Origin of the sequence: Micromonospora sp. NPDC050397 (genome assembly GCF_044901685.1) — a bacterium.
In the GTDB taxonomy this organism is placed as follows: Bacteria; Actinomycetota; Actinomycetes; order Mycobacteriales; family Micromonosporaceae; genus Micromonospora_G.
Genome location: NZ_JBJDPS010000014.1, coordinates 69,553 through 92,735, shown reverse-complemented (window position 1 = coordinate 92,735; position 23,183 = coordinate 69,553). Strand labels below are relative to the sequence as shown.

18 protein-coding genes are annotated in these 23,183 nt (G+C 72.4%); 12 read left to right on the top strand and 6 right to left on the bottom strand.

Translation table 11 applies throughout. The annotated features are described in order from the left end of the window. Nucleotides 1-21 precede the first annotated feature (21 nt). The 7 genes from ACI2K4_RS30140 (at nt 22) to ACI2K4_RS30110 (ending at nt 11,039) form a co-directional block, all read left to right on the top strand. Nucleotides 22-936, top strand: a complete 915-nt coding sequence (locus ACI2K4_RS30140; RefSeq protein ID WP_404516239.1) for an NADP-dependent oxidoreductase — start codon at nt 22-24, stop codon at nt 934-936. A gap of 161 nt (nt 937-1,097) precedes the next feature. Then, nucleotides 1,098-2,450 (top strand): hypothetical protein, encoded by a 1,353-nt coding sequence (locus ACI2K4_RS30135; protein ID WP_404516238.1) that lies wholly within the window; start codon nt 1,098-1,100, stop codon nt 2,448-2,450. Beyond that, entirely contained in the window at nt 2,447-3,565 is a 1,119-nt protein-coding gene (locus tag ACI2K4_RS30130) for a transporter substrate-binding domain-containing protein (protein ID WP_404516237.1), read from the top strand. The genes ACI2K4_RS30135 and ACI2K4_RS30130 overlap by 4 nt, the downstream gene beginning before the upstream one ends. Before the next feature lie 8 nt (nt 3,566-3,573). Further along, a complete protein-coding gene (locus tag ACI2K4_RS30125; RefSeq protein WP_404516235.1) occupies nt 3,574-5,004 on the top strand; it encodes a hypothetical protein in 1,431 nt (476 codons plus the stop codon). Between the two features lie 434 nt (nt 5,005-5,438). Then, nucleotides 5,439-7,595: a tetratricopeptide repeat protein gene (locus ACI2K4_RS30120; RefSeq protein ID WP_404516234.1), complete on the top strand. Its 2,157-nt coding sequence runs from the start codon at nt 5,439-5,441 to the stop codon at nt 7,593-7,595. A gap of 25 nt (nt 7,596-7,620) precedes the next feature. After that, nucleotides 7,621-9,303, top strand: coding sequence for a VWA domain-containing protein (locus tag ACI2K4_RS30115; protein WP_404516233.1), 1,683 nt, complete (start codon nt 7,621-7,623; stop codon nt 9,301-9,303). Further along, a complete protein-coding gene (locus ACI2K4_RS30110; RefSeq protein ID WP_404516232.1) occupies nt 9,303-11,039 on the top strand; it encodes an NACHT domain-containing protein in 1,737 nt (578 codons plus the stop codon). Before ACI2K4_RS30115 ends, ACI2K4_RS30110 begins: the two co-directional genes overlap by 1 nt. Nucleotides 11,040-11,141: 102 nt before the next feature. On the opposite strand, the gene treS is transcribed toward ACI2K4_RS30110, so the two are convergent. Together treS and ACI2K4_RS30100 are read right to left on the bottom strand one after the other, a co-directional pair. Then, nucleotides 11,142-12,980: a maltose alpha-D-glucosyltransferase gene (treS, locus tag ACI2K4_RS30105; RefSeq protein ID WP_404516230.1), complete on the bottom strand. Its 1,839-nt coding sequence runs from the start codon at nt 12,978-12,980 to the stop codon at nt 11,142-11,144. A 456-nt stretch (nt 12,981-13,436) separates the two neighbouring features. Beyond that, the gene (locus ACI2K4_RS30100) at nt 13,437-13,973 is read right to left on the bottom strand and encodes a CGNR zinc finger domain-containing protein (protein WP_404516229.1); all 537 of its coding nucleotides are present in this window, start codon (nt 13,971-13,973) and stop codon (nt 13,437-13,439) included. Nucleotides 13,974-13,998: 25 nt separating this feature from the next. Between ACI2K4_RS30100 and ACI2K4_RS30095 the strand changes: the two genes are divergently transcribed. Beyond that, nucleotides 13,999-14,190: a hypothetical protein gene (locus ACI2K4_RS30095; protein WP_404516228.1), complete on the top strand. Its 192-nt coding sequence runs from the start codon at nt 13,999-14,001 to the stop codon at nt 14,188-14,190. 9 nt (nt 14,191-14,199) lie between these two features. After that, nucleotides 14,200-14,610: a hypothetical protein gene (locus ACI2K4_RS30090; protein WP_404516227.1), complete on the top strand. Its 411-nt coding sequence runs from the start codon at nt 14,200-14,202 to the stop codon at nt 14,608-14,610. Here the strand turns inward: ACI2K4_RS30090 and ACI2K4_RS30085 are convergent, their stop codons facing one another. After that, nucleotides 14,611-15,354 (bottom strand): TetR/AcrR family transcriptional regulator, encoded by a 744-nt coding sequence (locus ACI2K4_RS30085; RefSeq protein ID WP_404516226.1) that lies wholly within the window; start codon nt 15,352-15,354, stop codon nt 14,611-14,613. Between the two features lie 105 nt (nt 15,355-15,459). On the opposite strand from ACI2K4_RS30085, the gene ACI2K4_RS30080 reads away from it, so the two are divergent. Then, nucleotides 15,460-16,698, top strand: a complete 1,239-nt coding sequence (locus tag ACI2K4_RS30080; RefSeq protein WP_404516225.1) for a DUF418 domain-containing protein — start codon at nt 15,460-15,462, stop codon at nt 16,696-16,698. A 56-nt stretch (nt 16,699-16,754) separates the two neighbouring features. On the opposite strand, the gene ACI2K4_RS30075 is transcribed toward ACI2K4_RS30080, so the two are convergent. Continuing rightward, the gene (locus ACI2K4_RS30075) at nt 16,755-18,578 is read right to left on the bottom strand and encodes a dolichyl-phosphate-mannose--protein mannosyltransferase (protein ID WP_404516224.1); all 1,824 of its coding nucleotides are present in this window, start codon (nt 18,576-18,578) and stop codon (nt 16,755-16,757) included. A gap of 94 nt (nt 18,579-18,672) precedes the next feature. Between ACI2K4_RS30075 and rsmI the strand changes: the two genes are divergently transcribed. Then, the gene (rsmI, locus tag ACI2K4_RS30070; RefSeq protein ID WP_404516289.1) at nt 18,673-19,512 is read left to right on the top strand and encodes a 16S rRNA (cytidine(1402)-2'-O)-methyltransferase; all 840 of its coding nucleotides are present in this window, start codon (nt 18,673-18,675) and stop codon (nt 19,510-19,512) included. A 32-nt stretch (nt 19,513-19,544) separates the two neighbouring features. Here rsmI and ACI2K4_RS30065 read toward each other — a convergent pair whose 3' ends face one another. Then, the gene (locus ACI2K4_RS30065) at nt 19,545-20,687 is read right to left on the bottom strand and encodes a hypothetical protein (RefSeq protein WP_404516223.1); all 1,143 of its coding nucleotides are present in this window, start codon (nt 20,685-20,687) and stop codon (nt 19,545-19,547) included. Between the two features lie 197 nt (nt 20,688-20,884). Between ACI2K4_RS30065 and metG the strand changes: the two genes are divergently transcribed. Next, complete coding sequence (gene metG / locus ACI2K4_RS30060; RefSeq protein WP_404516222.1) at nt 20,885-22,687, top strand: methionine--tRNA ligase; 1,803 nt, start codon at nt 20,885-20,887, stop codon at nt 22,685-22,687. Between the two features lie 149 nt (nt 22,688-22,836). Here the strand turns inward: metG and ACI2K4_RS30055 are convergent, their stop codons facing one another. Further along, the gene (locus ACI2K4_RS30055) at nt 22,837-23,097 is read right to left on the bottom strand and encodes a hypothetical protein (RefSeq protein WP_404516221.1); all 261 of its coding nucleotides are present in this window, start codon (nt 23,095-23,097) and stop codon (nt 22,837-22,839) included. Between the last annotated feature and the right edge of the window lie 86 nt (nt 23,098-23,183).

Genomic DNA, 23,183 nt, shown 5'->3' with positions numbered 1-23,183 from the left:
ACCTGTGACGAGGGGGTCAACGTGAAGGCTGCGCAGTTCAGCGAGTACGGCGAGCCGGACGTGCTGCGGGTGGCCGAGGCTCCCGAACCGCACGCCGGAGCGGGTCAGATCCGGGTGACGGTCCACGCGATCGGGGTGAACCCCTGGGAGTGGAAGGTCCGCAGCGGAGCCATGCGGGCGTTCCTGCCGCTGGAGTTCCCCAGCATTCCCGGTGGCGAGGTGGCCGGTGTGGTCGACGAGATCGGCGACGGGATCACCGGCGTCTCCGTCGGGGACGAGGTGTTCGGCTTCACCACCACCGGCGCCTACGCCGAGTACGCGGTGCTGGCGGTGAACCAGTTCGCGCACAAGCCACCCGCGCTGCCGTGGCCGGAGGCCGCCGCGCTGCCGACGGCGGCCGAGACGGCGTACCGCGCGCTCGACGAACTCGGCGTCGCCGAGGGGCAGACGGTCCTGGTCAACGGTGCGGCCGGCGGCGTCGGGCTGGCCGCGGCCCAACTCGCCCGGCTGCGTGGAACCACGGTGATCGGCACCGCGAGCGAGCCGAACCACGACTTCCTCCGCTCGCTCGGGGTGACCCCGGTCAACTACGGCGACGGTCTGGTGGAGCGGGTCCGGAAGATCGCGCCGAGCGGGGTGGACCGGGCACTGGACGTGGCCGGGCGTGGCGGCCTGCCGGACCTGATCGAACTTTCCCACGGCACCGACAACGTGATCACCATCGCCGACCCGGAAGCCCAGAAGTACGGCGTACGATTTTCCAGCGGGCGGAGCAAGGACCCGTCCCCGGCCCTGGACCAGGTCGCCCGCCTGATCGAACAGGACACCTTCACCCTGCCGGTCGCGGAGACCTTCCCGCTGGAACGGGCGGCCGACGCCCACCGGATCAGCCAGACCGGCCACATCCGAGGCAAGCTCATCCTCCTCCCCACCTGAGTAAGGAAGGGCCCCTTGTTATCGCATTTTGTATAGGAAGGGGCCCTTCCTAACCGCCGAAGCGGGGACCTCACCTGTCGCATGGCCTCAGTAGCATTGCGTGCGGGTGTGGGACGGGTCACGATCTCTCCGCCCCGTCGATGGGTGGAGAGGTGGTGAAGGTGGCACTGACCGAACTGGACCGGGGATCTTCCGCCGGTCCCGCCGTCGCCCCGGATCCGCGACGCCGTACGCGTCGTCGGGGCGTACGGCGCCGTTGGTTGCGTGGCCTGCTGGTGCCGACCCCGAACCGGTTTGTGCTGGTCGGCGTGATGTTGGTGCTGTTCTTCGCGCTCACCGCTTCGGTCGCCGGACTGGCCGCACAGGCTGCGGTCGACGCCGGGCAGCTCATGGTGACCAGCGCCGCCCGGGTGAGTGGCAACGCCCAGGGGATGCACCGCTGGCTGGCCGAGGCGGACGCCGCCGCGACCGGCCGCTTCCTCGCCCCACCCGACTCGGGGCAGCGGGAACAGCTCAACCGACGTTACGAGCAGGCGCTCGGCGAGGTGCGCCGGCTGCTGGCCGAGTCGGCTGGGCTCACCGGGGGCGACGAGGACCGGGCGACCGGCGTGGCCCGGGTGGCCAACCAGTTGCCGGTCTACACCGACCTGGTGCAGCGCGCCCAGCAACTCGGCGCCGAGCCGGCCGACAACCCGACCGACGCGCTGCTCGGCTCGGCGTACCTGCGGGAAGCTTCGGGCTATCTGCGTGGGGTGCTGCTCCCCGCCGCGCAGCGGCTCTGGCAGGACGAGACCGACCGGCTGCGGGAGGCCCGGCGGGGTGCCCAGTTCGCGCTCTTCGGGTCGATCGGCACCGCCCTGGCCACCCTGCTCGCGCTCTGGTGGAGCCAGCGTTACCTGCGCCGACGGACCAAGCGACGGGTCAGCCCCGGGCTGGTGCTGGCCACCGTCGCCATGCTCGTCACCACCGGCTGGCTGGTCTTCTCCTGGCGGCACTGGCCGCAGGCCGAGGAGCGGCTGACCGTGGCCGAGCGCCAGTTCGAGCGGCACCGCGACCTGATCGAGATCCAGCGCGCCGCCCTGCAGGCCCGCGCGGACGTCTACCTGCGACTCGGCGGCAACAGCAACCAGTTCGGCATGGAGGCGCTGAACGAGCGGTTCGAGCGGGACGCGCACTGCGGGCAGCGGCCGACGGGCTTCACCGATCGGATGGCGACCCTGGTCGGGACCTGGTGCGACACCCACCAGCGGTACGTCGAGGAGAACGAGCGGCTGGGCGCGCACCGGGAAGCCGTCACCGCGGCTCTGCCCGGTGGCGAGGTCGCCACCGCGTTCCAGCACTACGACAGTGAGCTGACGAACGAGATCTCCCTGTTGGACCAGGACATCTTCCGCGAGCTGACCGCCACCCCGCCGGCACCGACCTCGCTGGGCGTGGTCACCCTGCTGCTCTGCCTGCTGGCGGGTGCGGGCGTGGCGGTCGGCATCGGGGTACGGGTGAGGGAGTACCAGTGACCGCCAACTCCGGCGCGCCACCTAGCGCCACCGACGGTTCCGTACGTCGCGCGACCGACGGTGCCGTACGTCGCACAACCGCGATCTCCAGGTCCCGGCGTACCACCGGGTTGCTCGCGGCGCTGTTGCTGCTCGCCGCGGGTGGGTGCGCGAACAGCTACCAGCCGCCACCGGTCGCCTCGCCGCGTCCGGCCGGGGCGGTGGAGCCGGCGCCCACCCCGAGCCCGGTCAACCCGCCGGACTGCGACGCGCGGCGGAGCCTGCTGCCGGACCCGACAGCGCCGGCCCGCTACGTGCAGCAGGGGTACATCCGGGCCGGGGTGGACCAGACCATGACCCGGATGACCTATCGTCACCCGGCGACCGGCGAGTTCCAGGGCTTCGACATCGACCTGCTCTACGAGATCGCCAAGGCCCTCTTCCCGGGCAAGGATCCGAAGGAGACGCTCCGGTTCGTCGTGGTGACCTCGGCCGAGCGGCAGGCGCGGCTCAGGGACGGCACGGTCGACATCGTCGCCGACTCGATGACCGCGACCTGCGCCAGGGCCACCGAGGTCGCCTTCTCCACCGACTACCTGGACTCGGGGCAGACCGTGTTGGTCCGTGGCAACTCGCCCTACCAGGGGATCGGCGATCTCGGTGGCAAACGGGTCTGCGCGGCGACCGGCACCACCTCGCTGGAGCACACCCGCGCTCGGCCGGAGAAGCCGATCCCGGTTTCGGTGCCGAACTGGACCGACTGCCTCGTCATGTTGCAGCAGCGCCAGGTCGAGGCGATCTCCACCGACCACAACGTGCTGCTCGGGCTCCGGGACCTCGACCCGACCACCCGGATGGTCACCCAGCCACCCGACTGGCGGCCACCGGGCGACACCTCCTGCGACTGGCACGCGGAGCCCAAGTCGGCGTGCACCTGGTTCAGCGACGAGCCACACGCGATCGCCACCCGGCTGGACGACACCGCGCTGCTCCGGTTCGTCAACCACGTGCTGGAACAGATCCGGCAGGACGGCCGGTGGGCGCGGATGCACCAGAAGTGGCTGCCGGACCACCCGGACGCCGGCCCACCGCCGGCCCGCTACGGTCCGAACCCGAGCTGGCCCCCGGGCAGGTGACGGCGGATATGCCAGAACCTCGACCAGAGGGACACCGCGCACCCCGGCTCGGGCCGCCGGTTCGGCCCGAGCCGGAGTCGCGCCGTCAGCCCTCGGGCCAGCACCAGCAGGGCGGGATCGAGCCGGCGGAGGCGGAACTGCGTCGGTTGCGGGCCGAGTGCGCACGGCTGGCCGACGCGCTGATGATCGGGGACGCCCCGGACGGCCACCGCCGGGCGGACCGCCCGGACCCGACCGGTGCCACCGCACGGGCCTGGCAGGAGGTCCAGTGGCGGATCGGCGAACTCGCCGCCCAGCTCGCCGCCGCGCAGCAACTGCTGGACCGGGCGGACCTGGTGCGGCGACGCCGCTCCGCGGCTCCGACGCCTCGGCCCGGCGCCGACCCCGGCGTGGAGCCGGACCAGTCGTCGACCGACCTGACCGCGCCGAACGCCGCCGCCGAGTTGGCAGCGCTGCTCCGGGGGCCGGTCGAGGTGGTGCTGGGCGCGGCGACCGGGGCGCCGGTCGAGGTGATCCGGCTGCCGCTGCCCGAGGTGATCGGCCGGGCGGGCGAGCACCACACCGCCATCGTGGCCGTGGCCGAGGCGGTGGCGGCGGCCCGTACGGCGGTCGCGGGGCAGCTCGCGCCGCTCGCCGACCGACTGACCGGGCTGCGTACGCGGGCCTTGGCGGTCGCCGTACCGGAGGGGGTGTTGGCCGGTGCGGAGGCGGAGCTGGACACGTTGCGGCGGGTGGCCGACCGTGACCCGCTGGGCGCCGCCAACAGTGTGACCTGGGCGGCGGATCGCGGACGGCTCGCCGGACAGGTCGCCGAGTTCGCCAACCGGGTCGGCCGGGCCGAGGAGTTGCGTAGCCGTTGGCCGAGCCTGGTGGACGAGCTGCGGCTGTCGATCGGGCGGCTCGACGCGGACGAGACCGAGGCGCGACACGCCTGGAGTGGCCTGACCCCGATCCCCGGTGACCCCGATCCGGCTGGCGACCTCCGTCCCGCCGGCGACCCCGGTCCGGACGCCACGGATCCGACGGCCGGTCCGCCCGGCTTCGGCGCCCCGGCGCCACAGGCGGGAGCGCTGCGGGTACGCCTGCGCGCGATCGAGCGGCGGTGCCGGCACGGCAAGTGGTGGGACGCGGTCGACGAGGAGGCCGAGCCGGCCGCGATCGAGGTGGCGGTGAGCACGGCGAGCGAGCGGGCGGTACGTGCCGTCCAGGCGGCCGGTCGACACCGGCAGCGCCTGCGCGACCTGCGGGTCGAGTTGCGGGGACGGCTGGACGCGTTCCAACGCAAGGCGTTCAGCCTCGGGCGTTCCGAGGACCTGGCGCTGGCCGACCTCTACAACGAGGCCCGGCGTCGGCTCCGTACGGAACCGTTCGACGCCCCGGCCGCCGACCGGGCGGTGACCCGTTACCTGTACGCGGTGAACGAGGAGGGGCAGGAGTGAACGGCTGTCTCGCCCGCGACTGTCCGGGCGCCGTCGACCTCGACGGCTTCTGTCTCAAGTGGGGGCACCGGTGCCTGGGCCAGTCCGGCGAGCAGTCGGCCGGCTCGAACGGGCAGTCCACCGGTTCCCCGGACGCGAACGGGCGCCCCGCCGGCCCGACCGGCGGCGCTGTCGGGGTGCCCCGGCCGCGCGAGCCCGAGAACGTCAACCCGGCTCACGGCGGTGCTGGCCAGCCAGGCACCGCTGCTGGCGGTACCGGGGAGGCGGGGCGGAGTGGCAGCGGTACCGGCCTCGCGGGGTCGAGTGGCGGCGGCACTGGTCACGCGGGCTCGAGTGGCGGTGGTTCCGGCAGCGCGGGGTTCGGTCTTGGCAGTGCGGGGTCGGGCGCTGGCAGCGTGGGGTCGGGCGCTGGCAGTGCGGGGTCCGGTGGCGGCGTGGTCGGGCGGGTCGGTGGCGGCAATCCGCCACCGGGGTTCATCGGCGGCACCCGGCGCTGGTTCGGCCTGGTCGAGATGCCGGTGGTGCCGCCCCGCGACCCACTCGCCGCGATCCGGGCCGACCATGCTGTGCCCGAGCGGGCCCGGATCTGCGCCCGGTCCTCGTGCCGCCGGCCGGTCGGCCGCACCGAGGGTACGGAGACCGGGCTCACCACCGGCTTCTGCCCGCACTGCGGCACCCCCTTCTCCTTCGTCCCCCCGCTGCACGACGGAGATGTGATCAAGCAGCGTTACCGGATCAAGGGTTGCATCGGCTACGGCGGGATGGGCTGGATCTTCGCCGCCCGGGACGAGGACATGGACGGTAGCTGGCGGGTGCTCAAGCGCCAGCGCGCGGCCGAGGACTCGACGGCTGCCGAGGCGTTCGTGGGAGAGCGGCGGGCGCTGATCGCGCTGGACCACCCGAACATCGTCAAGATCTACGACTTCGTGCCGCCGGAGGCGGGCGACGGTACGCCGTACATCGTGATGGAGTTTGTCGGTGGGCAGTCGCTGGACGAGATGCGCCCCCGCCCGTCCGGGTGGGGCGTACCCGGGCCGCTGCCGTTGCCACAGGTGCTCGCGTACGGGCTGGCGATCCTCGACGCCTTCGACCACCTGCACGAACAGGACTGGCTCTACTGTGACCTGAAGCCGGACAACGTGATGCACGTCGGCAACCGGCTCAAGCTGCTCGACCTCGGTGCCGCGCGGCGGGCCGACGACCTGGACAGCCCGCTGCTCGGCACGCGGGGCTTCGAGGCCCCAGAGGTGCACCGCGAGGGTGCTCGGGCAGCCTCGGTCCGTTCCGACATCTACACCGTCGGACGCACCCTCGGCGCGCTCAGCCTCGCCGCGAACACCAGCCAGTACCTCAGCCGGTTCCCGTCCGGGCGGGCGCCGGACACGGTGCCGCAACTGCTCGACGAGCACGAGTCGTACCGCCGGTTGCTGCTCCGGGCCACCGACCCGAAGCCGGAGCGCCGGTTCGCCTCGGCCGCCGAGATGTACGCGCAGACGCGCGGCGTGCTGCGCCAGGTGCTCGCCGCGCAGGGCCAGGAGGTGGCCCCGGAGGCGTCGACGCTGTTCGGACTCGCACCGCGCCCCTTCGGCGCGTACGACGATCTCACCACGCCGCTGGCGGCGGAGACGTTGGCGACCGCGCTGCCGGCCCCGCTGATGGACCTGGCCGACTCCGGCGCGGGCTTTCTCGGCTCGATCGGCGCGGTCCAGCCGGCCGAGTTGATCGCCCTGCTCGGCCGGGCACCGGAGCGCAGCCGGGACGTGCTGCTCCGGCTGACCCGGGCCTACCTGGACGCCGGGCAGCCGGAGTTGGCCGCCGGCACCCTGACCGAGCTTGCCGCCCGCCCCGGCACACCCGCCGACGACTGGCGCCTGGCCTGGCACCACGGGCTGGTCGCGCTGGCGTCGGGTGAGGCGGGCGCCGCCCGGGAACACTTCGACACGGTCTACGGCTGGCTCCCCGGCGAGCTGCCCGCCCGGCTCGGTTACGCCGTCGCCTGCGAACTCGGCGGCGACCTCGCCGGTGCCGAACGGCACTACGAGGCGGTCTGGGCCACCGAGCGGTCCTCGCTGAGCGCCCTGTTCGGGCTGGCCCGGACCAGGCTGCGCCAGGGCGACCGGCGGGGCGCGGCGACCGCCCTCGACCAGGCACCCGAGACGGCCAGCCACCGGAGCACGGCACAGATCGCGAAGGTACGCGCGCTGCTCGGTGGGGTGGCCCCGGCCGGACCGGGGGTGGCCGAACTGGTCGACGCAGCCGCCACGGTCGAGGCGCTGGACCTGCCCGGCACGGTCCGGGAGAGCCTGACCGCCGAGGTGCTGGAGAAGGCGCTCGCCTGGTCGGTGCCGAGGCTGACGCCGAACCAGACTCAGAAACGGCCGTCGGGGCTGATGTCGAAAGGGACCTCGGGGCAGGTGCCGGCGCAGTCCGATCCGCCCGGCCGGGTGTTCGGCGTACCGCTGGTCGAGGACCGGCTGCGCGAGCGGCTGGCCGGGGTCTACCGCTCGCTGGCCCGGCAGAGCGTACGGCGCCAGGAGCGGGTCGCGTTGGTGGACCGGGCGAACCAGGTGCGCCCCTGGACCTGGCTGTGACGCTTCGACCCGTGGAGGTGCACCGGTGAACGCCGGATCGAGCTTTGACATCACCACGCACTACGAGATGTACCTGCCGACCGAGGGAACCGTGGTCGACGTGGTCGCCACGGTCCGCTCGACCGGCGGCTCCGGTGCCGACGGCGGATCCGGGACGCTGGCACCGCACCTGGCCGAGGTGATCCTGCTGGACTGCTCGGGCTCGATGGGTTCGCCGATGAGCAAGCTGATCCAGGCCCGTAGGGCGGCGGTGGCCGCGATCGACGCCCTGCCCGACGGCGTACGGTTCGCCGTGGTGGCCGGTACGCACACCGCGGAGATGATCTACCCGGCGTCGGTCCGGTTGATGGTGGCGAGCGAGACCAGCCGAGCGGCGGCCAAGGAGGCGTTGCGCCGGACGAGTGCCGGCGGTGGCACCGCGATGAGCCACTGGCTCCGCCTGGCGGCGCGGCTGTTCGAGGAGGCGCCGGGGAGCGTACGGCACGCGATCCTGCTGACCGACGGGCGCAACGAGAGCGAGCCGGCCAGCGAGTTGGAGGCGGTGCTGACCGAGTGCGCCGGCCGCTACATGGTTGACTGCCGGGCGATCGCCGAGCGGCCCGGGGTGCACGCCTGGCGGGGGACCGAGCTGGTCCGGATCGCGGACGCGCTCGGGGCGAACCCGGTGGTGCCGGTGGAGGACCTGGACCGGCTCTCGGCCGAGTTCACCCGGCTCGTCACCAACGCGCTCGGTCAGCGCACGGCCGACGTACGGCTGCGGGTACGCACCTCGGCGCTCGCCTCGGTCCGGTTCGTCAAGCAGGTCTACCCGACCATCGCCGACCTCGCCGAGCTGGCCCAACCGGTGGACGAGCAGACCACCGACTATCCGATCGGGGCCTGGGGCGAGGGTCACCGGGACTACCACGTGGGGCTGGCGGTACGCCCGATGGCGGCCGACGAGACCCGACGGGTCGCCTGGCTGAGCCTGCTGGTGCCGGCGGCGGCCGACCCGTCGCCGGCCGTGCCGGCAGGTGCCGAACCGACCGGGGACCAGGGCGGGCCGACCACCGAGGTCGGCCAGACGGCGGTGGCGGTGGAGTGGACGGAGGACATCGCCCGCTACACCGGCATCAACGCGACGGTGGCCCACTACACCCGGCAGCAGGAGTTGGCGGCGGCGATCCGGACGGCCTGGGAGGCGTTCGACGAGCGCCGGCTGGGCGAGGCCGAGTCGCTGATGGGGCGGGCGGTGGCGCTGGCGTACGCGGCCGGCGCGCACGACAAGGTGGCGGTCTTCGCCCGGGTGGTGGAGATCGAGGACGCGGCGACCGGACGGGTGCGGCTCCACCCCGATGTTGACCCGGGACACTGGCAGGTGCTGACCGCGACCGGTCCCCAGTCCAGGGTCTGGGCCACCACCGGCCCGGCCGACCCCGACGCCCCAGGCCGGGCCGACGGCGTGGCGGACGGTGGCGCTGGTGCGGGCGGCGGTGCCGGCGAGCCGGGTGGTGGCGCTGGCGCGGGTGGCGGTGCTGGCGCGGGTGGCGGTGCTGCCCGGCACGGTTCCGCACCACGGCCGGACGGTCTCCCCGGGCAGCGCTCGGGGGGCGTGGACGTACCGGTGGCCGTACCGCTGCTCGACGAGTGCCCCGAGTGCCAGACCCGGCGCCGGGGCCGGTTCTGCGAGCGTTGCCGGTACGACTTCCAGGGCAGCGGGGCCGACTGATGGGCTTCGACCTGTTCGAGTGGGTGGAACGGTTCGACAACATCGTGTCGATCGTGGTCGGGACGGTGGCCGTACTGGCGATGGTCGGCGGCAGCGCGGCCTGGCAACGCCGTCGGCCGGGCCGGGTCGCGGAGACCGTGGACTCGGTACGCGCCCTGGTGACGGTCCAGCGGGACACCGTACCGGCGCACGCCTACCAGTTCCTCGACGGTTCGGTGGCCGCGCTCTCCGCGATATACGTACGTCAGCGGGTGGTGCCGGGCGTCGGTCCGATCGGCCCGGCGCAGGCGGTCGAGGCCGATCGGCTGCTGCACACCGACGCGCACCTGTTGCTGGTCGGAGCGGCCGGTAGCGGCAAGACGACGTTTGTCGGCCACGCGGTGCGGGAGTTGGCCCGTGGCTTCACCGGCACCGGTCGGGGCCGGGGCGGTGCGTTGGAGGAGGTCGGGCTCGCCCTGCCGGCGACCGCGCTGGTCGACCGGTCGTTGCCGGAGGTGCTGGCCGAGGCGTACCGGTTCGGGGTGCCGACGCTCTCGACCGGGCAGCCGCCCGGCCGGCACGGCAGGTGGCTGGTGCTGGTCGACGGGGTGGACCGGGTCGGCGACCCGAACGTCCGTTCCCGGGTGCTGGGCCAGTTGCGCGAGTGGGCGGCCCGGGTCGACCACCCGTACCGGCTGTTGCTGACCACCCGCCCGCTGGCCGGGGAGGAGGCGACGGCCCTGCGGCCGTACTTCGCCGAGCACCACCTGCTGCCGTTCGACTCCGACGACGTGTCGACCTTCGCCCGGCGGTGGTTCCGGGACCGGGTGCCGGACCCCGACCGGGCGGCCCGGGACGCCGACCGGTTCCGGATCGACCTGGCCCGGGTGGAGCTGGCCGAGCTGGACGGCAACCCGTTGCTGGTCACGCTCGCGGCGCTGAGTTGGGAGCGCCGTCCCGGCACGTTGCCGCCGGGACCGGCCGAACTGCTCGACCGGTTCGTCCCACACCTGATCGAGAGCGGCGCCCCGGCGGTGGACGAGGTCGCCGCCGTGCTGGGCCGCCGGGGTGACCCGGGTACGGCCGTCGCCGCCTGGCTCGACGAGCAGGTCGAGCGGTTGTGCGAGGCGGCCGGGACGGGGTGGCTGCGCGACCGTGCTGCGGTCGCCGCCGCCGTCGACTGGGCGAACGCGCACGCCCCGGTGCCGCCGGGCGGTCTGCTCCGGGACTGGCCGGGCCGGGTCCGGGCACTGCTCGTCGCCACCGGGCTGTACGTGCCCCGGGGCGCCGACGTCGAGCCGCTCACCCGGGCGGTCGCGGAGTACCTGGCGGCCGGGGAGATGGCCAGGTCCTGGCGGGAGGACGAGTGGTTGGGCCTGATGGCCGAGCCGGCGACCCGGGGAACGGCGGCGTTCGCGCTGGCGCGGGCGGGCCGGGCCACGGAGCCCGCGTTGGCCCGGCTGGCCGGTGGCACGGGTCCGCAGGTGCTCGCCGCCGGTCGGCTGGTCGGCGCCGGAATCCCGATGTCGGTCGAGGTCCGGGACATGGTCCTGGTCGCGCTGCTGCGGCACTGGCAGGCCGGGGAGGGCGCCCTGGCGGCCGAGTGCCTGGCGGTGCTGCGGGACCTCGCCGAGGCGCCCGGGGTCCGCCGGGCGGTGTTCGGCATCGCCGCCGACTCGCGCTGGCCACGCCAGGTCCGGCGGGCGGCCAACACCTTCGTCGCCGTGCCGTCCCTGCACCAGCCGACCTCGGACTGACCCGACCGAGGACTGGCCCTGCCCGCCGGTGCCGTACGGGGCCGGTGGGACGCACCGGCCGCCGTACGACCCCGGACGGATCAGGAGGGACCGTACGTCCGGTCAGCCGGCGGCGACCAGGTCGTCCGTCGGCGATGTCCTCGGTCTCGGCGTCTTGCTGGTCAACTGGAACCAGAACGAGCCGTAACCGGGCAGGGTGAGCTGGTACGGCCGCGCCCCGATCAGCGGGAACGCCGTCTGCCCGGTCAGCTCGACCGGCAGGTGGCCGATGAACCGGCTGCCCAGCGGGAGCTGAGCCGGCTGCGGATGCCGGGACAGGTTGTGTACGCAGAGCACCACCTCGTGCCCGTCCGGCCCGTCGTACTCGCGCAGGAACGCGAGCACGGTTCCGTTCTTGCCGCCGAGGTCACGGAACGAGCCCAGGGCGAGCGCGGGGTGCTGCTTACGTACGGCGATCATCTGTCGGGTCCACTGCAACAGCGAGGCCGGCTGTTCGAGCTGCCGCTCCACGTTGACCGCCTGGTACCCGTACACCGGGCCCTGGTTGACCGGCAGGTAGAGCGCGCCCGGGTCGGCGTTGGAGAAGCCGCCGTTGCGGTCGGGTGACCACTGCATCGGGGTGCGCACCCCGTTGCGGTCGCCGAGCCACACGTTGTCGCCCATGCCGATCTCGTCGCCGTAGTAGAGCACCGGTGAGCCGGGCAGCGAGAGCAGCAGCGAGGTGAAGAGTTCGATCTGGTTGCGGTCGTTGTTGACCAGTGGCGCGAGGCGGCGCCGGATGCCGACGTTCACCCGCATCCGGGGATCCTTGGCGTACTCGTTGTAGAGGTAGTCGCGCTCCTCGTCGGTGACCATCTCCAGGGTCAGCTCGTCGTGGTTGCGCAGGAAGGTGCCCCACTGGCAGTCCTGCGGGATCTGCGGCGTCTGGGCGATGATCTCGGAGATCGGGAACCGCGACTCGCGCCGTACGGCCATGAAGATCCGGGGCATCACCGGGAAGTGGAACGCCATGTGGCACTCGTCCCCGCCCACCTCGGGGTCACCGAAGTAGTCGACGAGGTCGGCCGGCCAGAGGTTCGCCTCGGCCAGCAGGACCCGGCCGGGAAACTCCTCGTCGACCATCTTGCGCAGCCGTTTCAGGTACGCGTGGGTCTCCGGCAGGTTGGCGCAGTCGGTCCCCTCCCGCTCGAAGAGGTACGTGATCGCGTCCAGCCGGAAGCCGTCGATCCCGAGTCGGAGCCAGAACCGGACCACGTCGAACATGGTTTCGCGGACCACCGGGTTGTCGTAGTTCAGGTCCGGTTGGTGGGCGAAGAAGCGGTGCCAGTAGAACTGCTGGCGTACCGGGTCGTAGGTCCAGTTCGACGGCTCGGTGTCGCAGAAGATGACGGGGACCTGCGCGTACTCGGTGTCGGTGTCCCGCCAGACGTAGAAGTCGCCGTACGGTCCGTCCGGGTCCTGTCGGGACTGCTGGAACCACTCGTGGGTGTCCGAGGTGTGGTTCAGGACCAGGTCGGTGATCACCCGGATGCCGCGCGCGTGCGCCTCGTCGATCAGCGTCACGAAGTCGTCGATGGTGCCGAACTCGGGGGCGACGGTGAAGTAGTCGCGGATGTCGTACCCACCGTCGCGGCGGGGCGAGTCGTAGAACGGCGGCAGCCAGAGGCAGTCCACCCCGAGCCACTTCAGGTAGTCCAGTTTGGTGGTCAGGCCGGGCAGGTCGCCGAAGCCGTCGCCACTGGCGTCGAAACACGCCTGTACGAACATCTCGTAGAAGATGGCCCGCTGGTACCACTTCGGTTCGACCGGCAGCTCGCGGGCGCGCCGCAGGGCGTCCGGGGTCGGTTCGAGTTGTACGGGCATCTGCCGGGGCAGCAGCCCCAGTTCCTGGTCCGGCGGCGGGACCGTGAGCGCGTTGACGCGCTCGGCTAGATCGGACATGGTTCTCCTCCGGGGATTCCAAGTGGAGGGCCCGCAGGAACGGCAGCCGTCGTGCCCGCGGGTCACGCGGGAAGGAATCGCCGGCGCCGGTGACGGCGGGTTCACCGCCCGTTCATCCGCTACAACCGGGGGTGACGATCAGCGGTAACGCCGATGTTTCGGTAGCGAATCCGACGATCGAGCAAAACCCCGGTTGTGATCGCCTCGCAACCCCTCCCACCAGCGCATACGCGCGCTGGGGACGATCCCGGGGCCGGGCTGGCTGATGAGCATCCACGGCGTTTCCAATGATTTGCACCTTCTGTACGCACAGACGTCGGTCGGAAATCTGACTCAACATCACCCGTTGTGTTCGGTGAACCAGCATGGTTAAGCTCATCGTGCGCGCCCCAATCGCCCGCTTCCCCCGTGGCAGGCGATCGGGGCGCGCACCTATTCGCCCAGGTGGCGCCCTGTCTACCGGCTGGTCACCTGGCCGGCGCGCAGCGCCCGGTGACGTCGCACCGCGTCGCGGTTGGCGCACGCCGGTGAGCAGTAACGTTGCCGTCCGCCGCGCGAGGTGTCGGCGTAGATGGTGGCGCAGTCGACGAGCGCGCAGCGCCCCAGTCGACCCATGCCCCGACCGGCCAGGTGCAGGGCCGTACCGACGCTGACCAGCGCCCGCAGCACCGTTGCCAGTGGCACGCCGTCGTCACGGTAGTGCAGGTGCCAGCCCGCGCCGCCGTGGTCGGTCAGCCGGGGGTACGCCGACGCCGCCGCCAGCAGCACGTTCACCAGCCCGGCCCGCTCCCGCTCGTCCGGGGTGTCGACGATCCGGCACCACTGGTCGAGCAGTCGACCGGTGGCCTCCAGGTCCCGCTCGTCCACCGGCAGGTCCACCACCAGGCCGGCGGCGACACAGCGTCGTACCAGGTCGGCGACGCTGGCGGGGCGGTCGTTGGCCAGTTCGACGGCGAGGCGGACCGCGTCCTGCCCGTAAGGGTTGAGATGCACAATGGCATTACAGCAGGCTTGGTCCATGGACACCGAAGACGATCACGTCTGGCGCACCCGCTCCCGGCACCGTACGAGCGCGGGAACGGTGACGTACCAGTCCTGTCACTGCGGTCTGTGGCGGCTACTCACCGTGGTGGAACCGGAGGTGTCCGGTCCGCCCCGCTCGTCCGTACTCGTGGGCTCCCGGGTGTGTCGGACGGCGCTGGCGGGGTAGATCCGCGACGTGCGGCGAATCCTTGATACGGGCACGCGGCGGTTCGGTTTTGCGTTCGCCCGGCCGTTCCGGCTGCCGCTGGCGGTTGTCGGCGTCCGCCCGGACACGGCCTGGGTCGACATCCGCCCCGACGGCCTGACCGTCCGGTACGGGCCCTGGCGGCTGCACAGCCCACTGGAGAACGTGACCGGTGCCGAGCGGGCCGGCCCGTACAAGTGGTGGCGGGTGCTCGGGCCGCACCTGTCGATGGTCGACCGGGGGGTCAGCTTCGGTACGACCGCGGCCGCCGGTGTCTGCATCCGCTTCCGTGACCCGGTGCCCGGGCTCGTCCCGGGTGGCCGGCTGCGTCACCCCGCCGTCACGGTCACCGTCGACGACCCGGACGGCCTGGTCCAGGCCCTGCTGAGGACCGCGGGTTGATCAGGTCCGGCGGTCGATCAGTGCCTGCACGCCGTCGAGGAGAAGGTCGAGCCCGAAGGTGAAGTCGGCGTCGTCGACCCACTCCTCGGCGCTGCCGAACCCGTCGCCCCGTACGGCCTCGGCCAGATCCGGGTATTCCGCCGGGTCGAGAACCTGACCGAGGATGTCGCCGTAGGCGGCAAGTCCCGCGATCGGGTCGTCACCCGCGGCGGGTCCGGCGCCGCCGGTCAGGCCGTGCGCCAGGGCCGCCTGCCAGGTGGCGTAACCGGTGAGGCTGGTCGCGATGTTGATCCGTTCACCGGGACGGAGCCCGGTGCCGGCGAGTGCGCCGAGCGCGCGGTCGAGCCAACGCAACGTCCGGGGTCCGGCGGGCGGGGTACGCGGAATGAGCGGCAGCAGCCAGGGCCGGTCCAGCAGGAAGTCGCGGTTGGCCCGGGTCCACTCGGTCAGGTAGTCCCGCCACCGCCGGCCGTCGAGGGCGGGTGGTTCGGGTGTGGCGGCGTCGGCCATCACCTGGAGCAGTTCGTCCTTGCTGCCGACGTAGCGGTAGAGCGACATCGTCGCCACGCCGACCTCGGCGGCGACGCTGCTCATCCTGACCCCCTCCAGGCCGTCGCGGTCGGCGATGCGGATCGCGGCGTTGACGATCGTGGCCACGTCGAGGCTGGGCCGGGGTCCGTGCCGGGACGCGGTCTCGCGGCCCCACATTCGCGCCACGACGGGCGGCAGTGCGTGTTCCGCCACGATGGCCTGTCTCCTTCCCGACCGCCGGCCTTGTGCTCACTCTAGATCCCGATACTCTGTATCTCGTACGCTGTATCACGTACATAGATTACGGGGAGGTTAGATGTGAGTACTCAGAGTTCCAGCCGGCGGGTTCTCGACGTCGACGCGGTCCGGGGCTTCGCGCTCTTCGGGATCTTCGCCGTCAACGTCACCTTCATGGCCTCCGGCTATCCGGGGAACCTGGTGATCGACCCCGACTTCGGCTCGGGGCTGGACGACGCGGTGCGCGCGTTCTCCTCGGTCTTCGTCGACATGAAGTTCTACGTGCTCTTCTCGTTCCTCTTCGGATACAGCTTCACGCTCCAGATGGAGTCGGCGAGCCGGGCCGGCGTGGCCTTCTCCGCGAGGATGCTCCGCCGGATCGTCGGCCTCTTTGTCATCGGCGCGCTGCACACCGTCCTCCTCTACGGCGGCGACGTGCTCACCACGTACGCGGTGGCCTGCCTGGCGCTACTCCTGCTCCGCAAGGTGAAGGACCGTACGGCGATCTGGACCGCCGTCGGCCTGTACGTCCTTGTCCTGCTCGGCCTGCTCTCCAGCGCCCTGCTCGTCGACCGGTCGACGTTCCTGCCGAGCGAGGCCGAGGCGTTGGCAAACGCCGAACACGCGACCCAGGCACTGCTCGGCGGCTGGGGACCGAACATCGGTGAGCACCTCGCCGGGCTGCCGCTGCTCGTACTCCAGGCGGTCACCCTCCAGGGGCCGACCGCACTGGCCCTCTTCCTGCTCGGTCTGGTCGCCGGGCGCCGGCAGTGGCTCGCCCGGGTCACCGGTGCCGAACCGGTGCTGCGCCGGCTCCAGTGGATCGGGTTCACCGTCGGGCTGCTCGGCGCGGTGGTCTACGCCCTCGGTGGCGGGAACGGCAACACCCTCGCCGTCGCGGCCAGCGTCGTGACCGCGCCACTGCTGGCCGCCGCGTACGTGGCGACCCTGCTGCGGGTGATGCACGACCCGCGTACGGCTGCCGTCCGGGCCGCCCTCGCCCCGGCGGGCCGAATGGCCCTCTCCAACTACCTGGGTCAGTCCGTCGCCGGTCTGATCGTCTTCACCGGGATTGGCTTCGGTCTTGCCGGCACCTTCTCACCGCTGGCGCTCTTCGCCTTTGTCCTGTTCGTCTTCGTCGGTCAACTGACGGTCAGCGCACTCTGGCTGCGCCGGTTCCGCTACGGGCCGGTCGAGTGGGCCCTGCGCTGGCTCACCAACGCCAACCGTCCGCCCCTTGTCGCCGTACCCGCCGACGACCCCCGCCCCGAGGCGCCCGCCCCGAACCCGCCAACCCGTGAACCCCAACCGCGCGGGTAACCCCGTCGGCGCGGGCCCCCGCAGGGCGCGGTCGACGGAGCGCGGTCGAGGGTTTCTCAGATCCAGCGGCTGCCCAGCCACATGCGGGCGGACCACTCGGCGTAGGGCAGTAGCTGGCCGACGAAGACCGGGTAGAAGTACGCGAAGCAGATCGCCACCAGCAGGACGTACGCCCCGGCGATGATGACGCCGACCGTACGCCGGTCCAGCCCACCGCCGTCGGACGGCTCGTCGGCCGGGCGGTTCGACAACTCGGCCGGCAGGGTCTCCTCGGGGAGCTGGATCGTGCCGGCGTCGCCCTTTGCCGGGGGTGTCGAGGGTCGCACGACGGACCGGGCCGGTATGGGTGCGCGGGCCGGGCCGATGATCGCGCCGAGCGCGTAGGTCACCGCGAGGATCAGGAACGGCAGGGCCGGCGCGGTGTAGAAGGAGAACATGGTGCGACCGTCGAAGGCGTACCAGAACCAGGGCAGCAGGCCGGCGGCGACGCAGAGCATGATCGCCCCGGCCCGCCAGTCCCGGCGGGCGATGCCGAGCCAGCCGGTCGCGGCGAGCGCGGGCAGGAAGGACCACCAGAGCAGCGGGGTGCCGAGCAGCAGGATCTCGGCCGCGCAGCTCGGCGCGCCGCAGCCGCCGTCCGAGGACCAGTAGAACGCGACCGGTCGGCCGAGCAGCAGCCACTGCCACGGCCAGGACTGGTAGACGTGCGGCGTGACCAGCGTGGTGTGGAACTTGTACGCCTCGGAGTGGTAGTGCCAGAGGTTCACCAGCGCGCCGACGACCGGCGGTTCGGACTTCCCGGAGTCGGCCAGCCAGTGCCGGAAGTAGCCGTGGTCGGTGAGGAACCAACCGGACCAGGTGGCGACGTACGTGGCCACGATCAGCACACCGGCCAGCGCGAGCCAGCCGATCTCGCCGAGCAGGGCGTCCCGCCACGGACGACGTACGCCGGCCGAGCGGCGGGCACCGGCCTCCCAGAAGATCACCAGCAGGGCGAAGGCGGGTACGAAGTAGAGCGCGCTCCACTTGACCCCGAGCGCGCAGCCGAGCATCACGGCGGCGAGCAGTCGCCACCACGGCACACTCTCGGGGAACCGGAGCGGCAGCCGCCCGGCCCGGCCCGAGGTCCCCGGGTCCAGTCCCGCCTCGATCGCCCGCATCCACCGGCGGCGGCGCTGGTCCCGGTCCACCACCAGGGCCGCGAAGGCGGCGAAGACAAAGAAGAGCAGGAAGACGTCGAGCAGGGCGGTGCGGGAGAGCACCAGGTGGAAACCGTCCAGGGCGAGCAGCAGGCCGGCGGCGCAACCGAGCACGGTCGACCCGAAGAGCCGACGCGCGGTGCGCACCATCAGCAGCACCGAGAGGGTGCCGATGATCGCGGCCGAGAAGCGCCAGCCGAACTCGGGGGAGGTGGTGACGATGTGTCCGGCGGCGACGACGTTGCCGTCGGCGTCGGAGTAACCGAAGGCCCACTCGCCGATGCCGATCAGCCACTTGCCCAGCGGCGGGTGGACCACGTACGACGGCACGTTGTCCTTGTAGTTCCACTCGACGCCCTTGCTGACCAGGCCCCAGGCGTCCTTGGCATAGTAGGTCTCGTCGAAGATCTTGCCCTTGGGGTGGCTCAGCCCGACCAGCCGCACGATCGCGGCGATCGCGACCACCACCAGGGTGGCGAGCCAGGAGTACGGCTCCAACCTGGTGTCGAACGGCACCAGCCGGCGGCGTAGCAGGTTCGGTACGCCGCGCCCGCCGGGCAGCGCCGGCCCGGTGCTGGTCACGTCGGCGGCGGGACCGTCGGGGGGCTCGGTGGTCGGGCCGCCCGAGTGATCACGGTCGCTGTCGCGGGTCGCGGTCTGCGCTGTCGACGCCAGGGTCACCCCGCGATCGTAGGCTGCGGGAGCGGACGGCGGCGTCCTACGCCCGTAGGACGCTGTCATGTGTATCGATGAGGGGACGTTTCTGGTGGTAGATATGTCGGGTAAGGGGCGTCTTGTCATACTTGGCGCACCGCTCGGTAACCCGGCCGACGCCTCCACCCGGCTCCGCGAGATCCTCGCCGCCGCCGACGTGGTCGCCGCCGAGGACACCCGCCGGCTGGCCCGGCTCGCCCGGGACCTGGAGATCACCATCGGCGGTCGCATCGTCTCCTACTTCGAGGGAAACGAGGAGCGGCGTACGCCCGGTCTGGTCGAGTCGGTGCTGGCCGGCGAACTGGTCGCCCTGGTCACCGACGGTGGCATGCCGAGCGTCTCCGATCCGGGATACCGCCTGGTCAAAGCCGTGGTCGACGCCGGTGCCCCGGTCACCGCCGCGCCCGGCCCGAGCGCCGTCACCACCGCGCTCGCCCTCTCCGGACTGCCCTGCGACCGGTTCTGCTTCGAGGGTTTCCTGCCGCGTACCGGCGGGGCCCGCCGAGCCCGGCTGCGAGCGCTCGCCACCGAGGAGCGCACCCTGGTCTTCTTCGAGGCGCCGCACCGGGTCGCCGGAACGCTCACCGACCTCGCCGACGCGTTCGGCCCGGACCGCCCGGCCGCCGTCTGCCGCGAGCTGACGAAGACGTACGAGGAGATCCTGCGACGGCCGCTCGGCGAACTGGCGACCTGGGCCACCGAGGGTGAACCCCGTGGTGAGATCACGTTGGTGGTCGCCGGGGCCAGCGCGACACCCGCCGTCCGTCCCGGCGACGACGAACTGCGCGCGGCGGTCGCCGCCCGCGAGGCCGCCGGCATCTCCCGCCGCGACGCCATCACCGAGGTCGCCACCGCGTACGCCCTGCGCCGCCGCGACGTCTACACCGTCGTCCACTCGTAGCGACGCCCCGGGCACCGCGCGCCCGACCCGGGTCAGAAGGAGGCGGCGAGGAAGCCCACGGTGATCACCAGCGGTCCGGCGAGTCCGACGATCACCGCCCCCCGGCGGGTCGAACGGTCCGGCAGCCGTACGGCACCGGTGGACCAGACGATGCCGACGCCGCAGAGCAGCACCAGGGTCAGTCCGAGGATCCAGCGCAGGTGCAGCGGCCCGGTGCCGGCGCCGACGTACGCGGTGTCGCTCTCGGCGTCGATCATCCGCGCGGTGAGCTGCCACTGTTCGAGCTGCTCCTCGGCGGGTACGCCGGCCAGGCGTACCCCCTCGGCGCTGAACCTGCCGTCCGCCGAGACGAACTCGCCCCGGCAGCGTTGGTTCAGCCCCTGCCCGGTGCAGTCGATCACGGTGGCCGTACCGAGGTCGCCGTGGCCGAAGGCGAGCCAGAGCGGTTCCACGCTGACCCAGGCGAAGAAGCTGGCGAGCAACGCCAGCAGGACCAGCCCGGCGAGGCCGGGGGCGACCCGGCGCGGCGGCTTCGGCAGCCTCGGTGACGCGCCCGCCGGCACGCGTCCGATCGGAAAGGACCAGAGCCGGCGCGGGCCGTCGTCCGGGTCCGGTCGGGCGGGTGTGCCGTCCCAGTTGACCTGCTCGATCGGGAGCCAGAAGTCGTCCTCGTCCTCCGGCGCCAGGGGCGGGGACGAGATCGCCGACGGGGGTGCGGCACTCTGCGTACCGTCGGCCGACGGGACCGTACGCGTGCCGGCCGCGTTGATCCGGGGGACCCGTGCCGGCAGGGACGCGTGCGGCGCGCCGGTGGTCGGCTCGATCCCGGCGGAGACCGGTGCGGCGAGCCAGGGCGAGCCGGCGGCACCGGTCGGCCCGGTCGGCGCCGGCAGCCCCGTCGGTGTCGGCGCGGGCGGCCCGGCCGGCGGCTCCGCCACGGGTACACCCGCCGCCTGTTGGGCCGGTATGGGCAGGTCGGGCTGCTGCTGGGCGGGTGTCGGCGGGGTGGGTGCCGGCGGGTCGCCGCTGGTCCCGGTGCCGTCGGCGGCGGCGGGGGCCGGTCCGGTGGCGGGGGAGGAATCGGCGGCGGCGGGATCGGCGGCGGGAGGTGCGCCCCCGTCGGCCCGGCCCTGGTCGACTGTCGCTGGCTCTTGCCCGTCTGGTCTACCGGTCACAGAAAGTATTGGACAATGCGCTCTTGGTTCAAAGTGGCAGCCTGGGGTGCGTGTCGCCGACAAATCGGGCGCAGAACCCCGACCCGGGTGGCGGCTGCGGGCCGCGCCCGTACCCGGATGTCGTCGCGGGGGGTCTCAGGCCACATCGGGGCTATTGGTTCGCGATCTCCCGACGGCGGTCACTAGGCTTGCTCTTCATGAGTCACGTTCTCGCGGCGGTCGCCTGGCCGTACGCCAACGGCCCGCGCCACATCGGCCACGTCTCCGGCTTCGGTGTTCCCTCCGACGTGTTCAGCCGGTACATGCGGATGGCGGGCCACGACGTGCTCATGGTCTCCGGCACGGACGAGCACGGCACCCCGATCCAGGTGCAGGCGGACAAGGAGGGGGTCAGCCCGCGCGAGCTGGCCGACCGCTACAACCGGGTGATCGTCGAGGACCTGCACGGGCTCGGCCTCTCGTACGACCTGTTCACCCGGACCACCACCGGCAACCACTACGCGGTGGTGCAGGAGCTGTTCGAGGGGCTCTACCGCAACGGCTACATCGTGCCCAAGGTGACCATGGGCGCGATCTCCCCGTCCACCGGCCGCACGCTGCCGGACCGCTACATCGAGGGCACCTGCCCGATCTGCGGGTACGACAGCGCCCGGGGCGACCAGTGCGACAACTGCGGCAACCAGCTCGACCCGATCGACCTGGTCAACCCGCGCTCGAAGATCAACGGCGAGACGCCGGAGTTCGTCGAGACCGAGCACTTCTTCCTCGACCTGCCGGGCTTCGCCGAGTCGCTCGGCAGGTGGCTGGACAGCCGCGAGGGCTGGCGGACGAACGTACTGCGGTTCTCGAAGAACCTGCTCGGCGACCTCCAGCCCCGGGCGATCACCCGGGACCTGGAGTGGGGCGTGCCGATCCCGCTGGACGGCTGGCGCGACCGAGGTGACAAGCGCATCTACGTCTGGTTCGACGCGGTCATCGGCTACCTCTCCGCCTCGATCGAGTGGGCCCGTCGCTCGGGCGACCCGGAGGCGTGGCGGCGCTGGTGGGTGGCGGACGGCGAGGGCAAGGACGCCACCGGTTACTACTTCATGGGCAAGGACAACATCGTCTTCCACTCGGTGATCTGGCCGGCGCTGCTGCTCGGCTACTCCGGTGAGGGCGACCGGGACGGCAACCCGGGTGATCTCGGCCGGCTCAACCTGCCGACCGAGGTGGTCTCCAGCGAGTTCCTGACCATGGAGGGACGCAAGTTCTCCTCCTCCCGGCAGGTGGTCATCTACGTCCGGGACTTCCTCGACCGGTACGACGCCGACGCGCTGCGCTACTTCATCGCCGTCGCCGGCCCGGAGAGCAACGACACGGACTTCACCTGGGCCGAGTTCCTCCGTCGCAACAACGACGAGCTGGTCGCCGGCTGGGGCAACCTGGTGAACCGGTCGATCTCGATGGCGGCGAAGAACTTCGGCGCGATCCCGCCGGTCGACCCGGCCGGGCTCACCGAGGCGGACGAGGCACTTCTCGCGGTCGCCCGCGCGGGTTTCGCCACGGTCGGCAACCTGATCGAGCGGCACCGGCAGAAGCAGGCGATCGGCGAGGCGATGCGGGTGGTCGCCGAGGCGAACCGGTACCTCTCCGACCAGGCGCCGTGGAAGCTCAAGGGCGAGGACCAGAAGGCCCGGATGGGGACCATCCTGCACGTCGCCCTCCAGGTGGTCAGCGACGCCAACACGCTGCTCACGCCCTTCCTGCCGCACTCCGCGCAGCAGGTGCACGAACTGCTCGGCGGCACCGGCGTACACGCGCCGATGCCCTCGATCGTGCAGGTGGAGGATCTGGACGGCGGGCCGTCGTACCCGGTGCTGACCGGTGACTACACGGTCGGCGCGCGGTGGGAGTCGACGCCGGTCGAGGCGGGCCGGGCGCTGGCCGCCCCGAAGCCGGTCTTCCGCAAGCTCGACCCGTCCATCGTGGACGAGGAGCTGGCCCGACTGGCCGGCTGACCGACGACGTACGCACCGCCGGGTCCCCTTCGTCCAGCCCCGTGCCGGGACGACGGGGACCTGGCGGCCGTTGCGGGACAGCTAACTCGACCGGCCTGGCGCAGATCCTCGGTGAAGCTTGAATCCGCTGGTAGAGGCGGGGACGGCGGCTAGAAGCCGGCCGTGTAGCTGTTGGTCGCCTCGACCGCGCCCCGGGCGAGCGCGGCCGCCTCGTGCAGCCGCTGCTTGGCCTGCTCCAGCCGGACCAGCGCCTCGGCGACCTGGGCGGCGTTCGCGCCGCTGGTGAGGCTGCGCAGCATCGCCGAGGTCCGGTCCATCGAATCGGCGACGGACCGGATGGTCTCCGCCTGGCGGGCCGCCTCGTCGGTGAACCGGCTCAGCCCGGCCTTGACCTCTCCCACCGATGCCATCTCCGCACTCTCCCCATCGCCGTTGCCGTCCATTCTGGCGGGCCGACCGTACCGGAACCGGCGAGACGCAGGCCACAGCGTTGCCG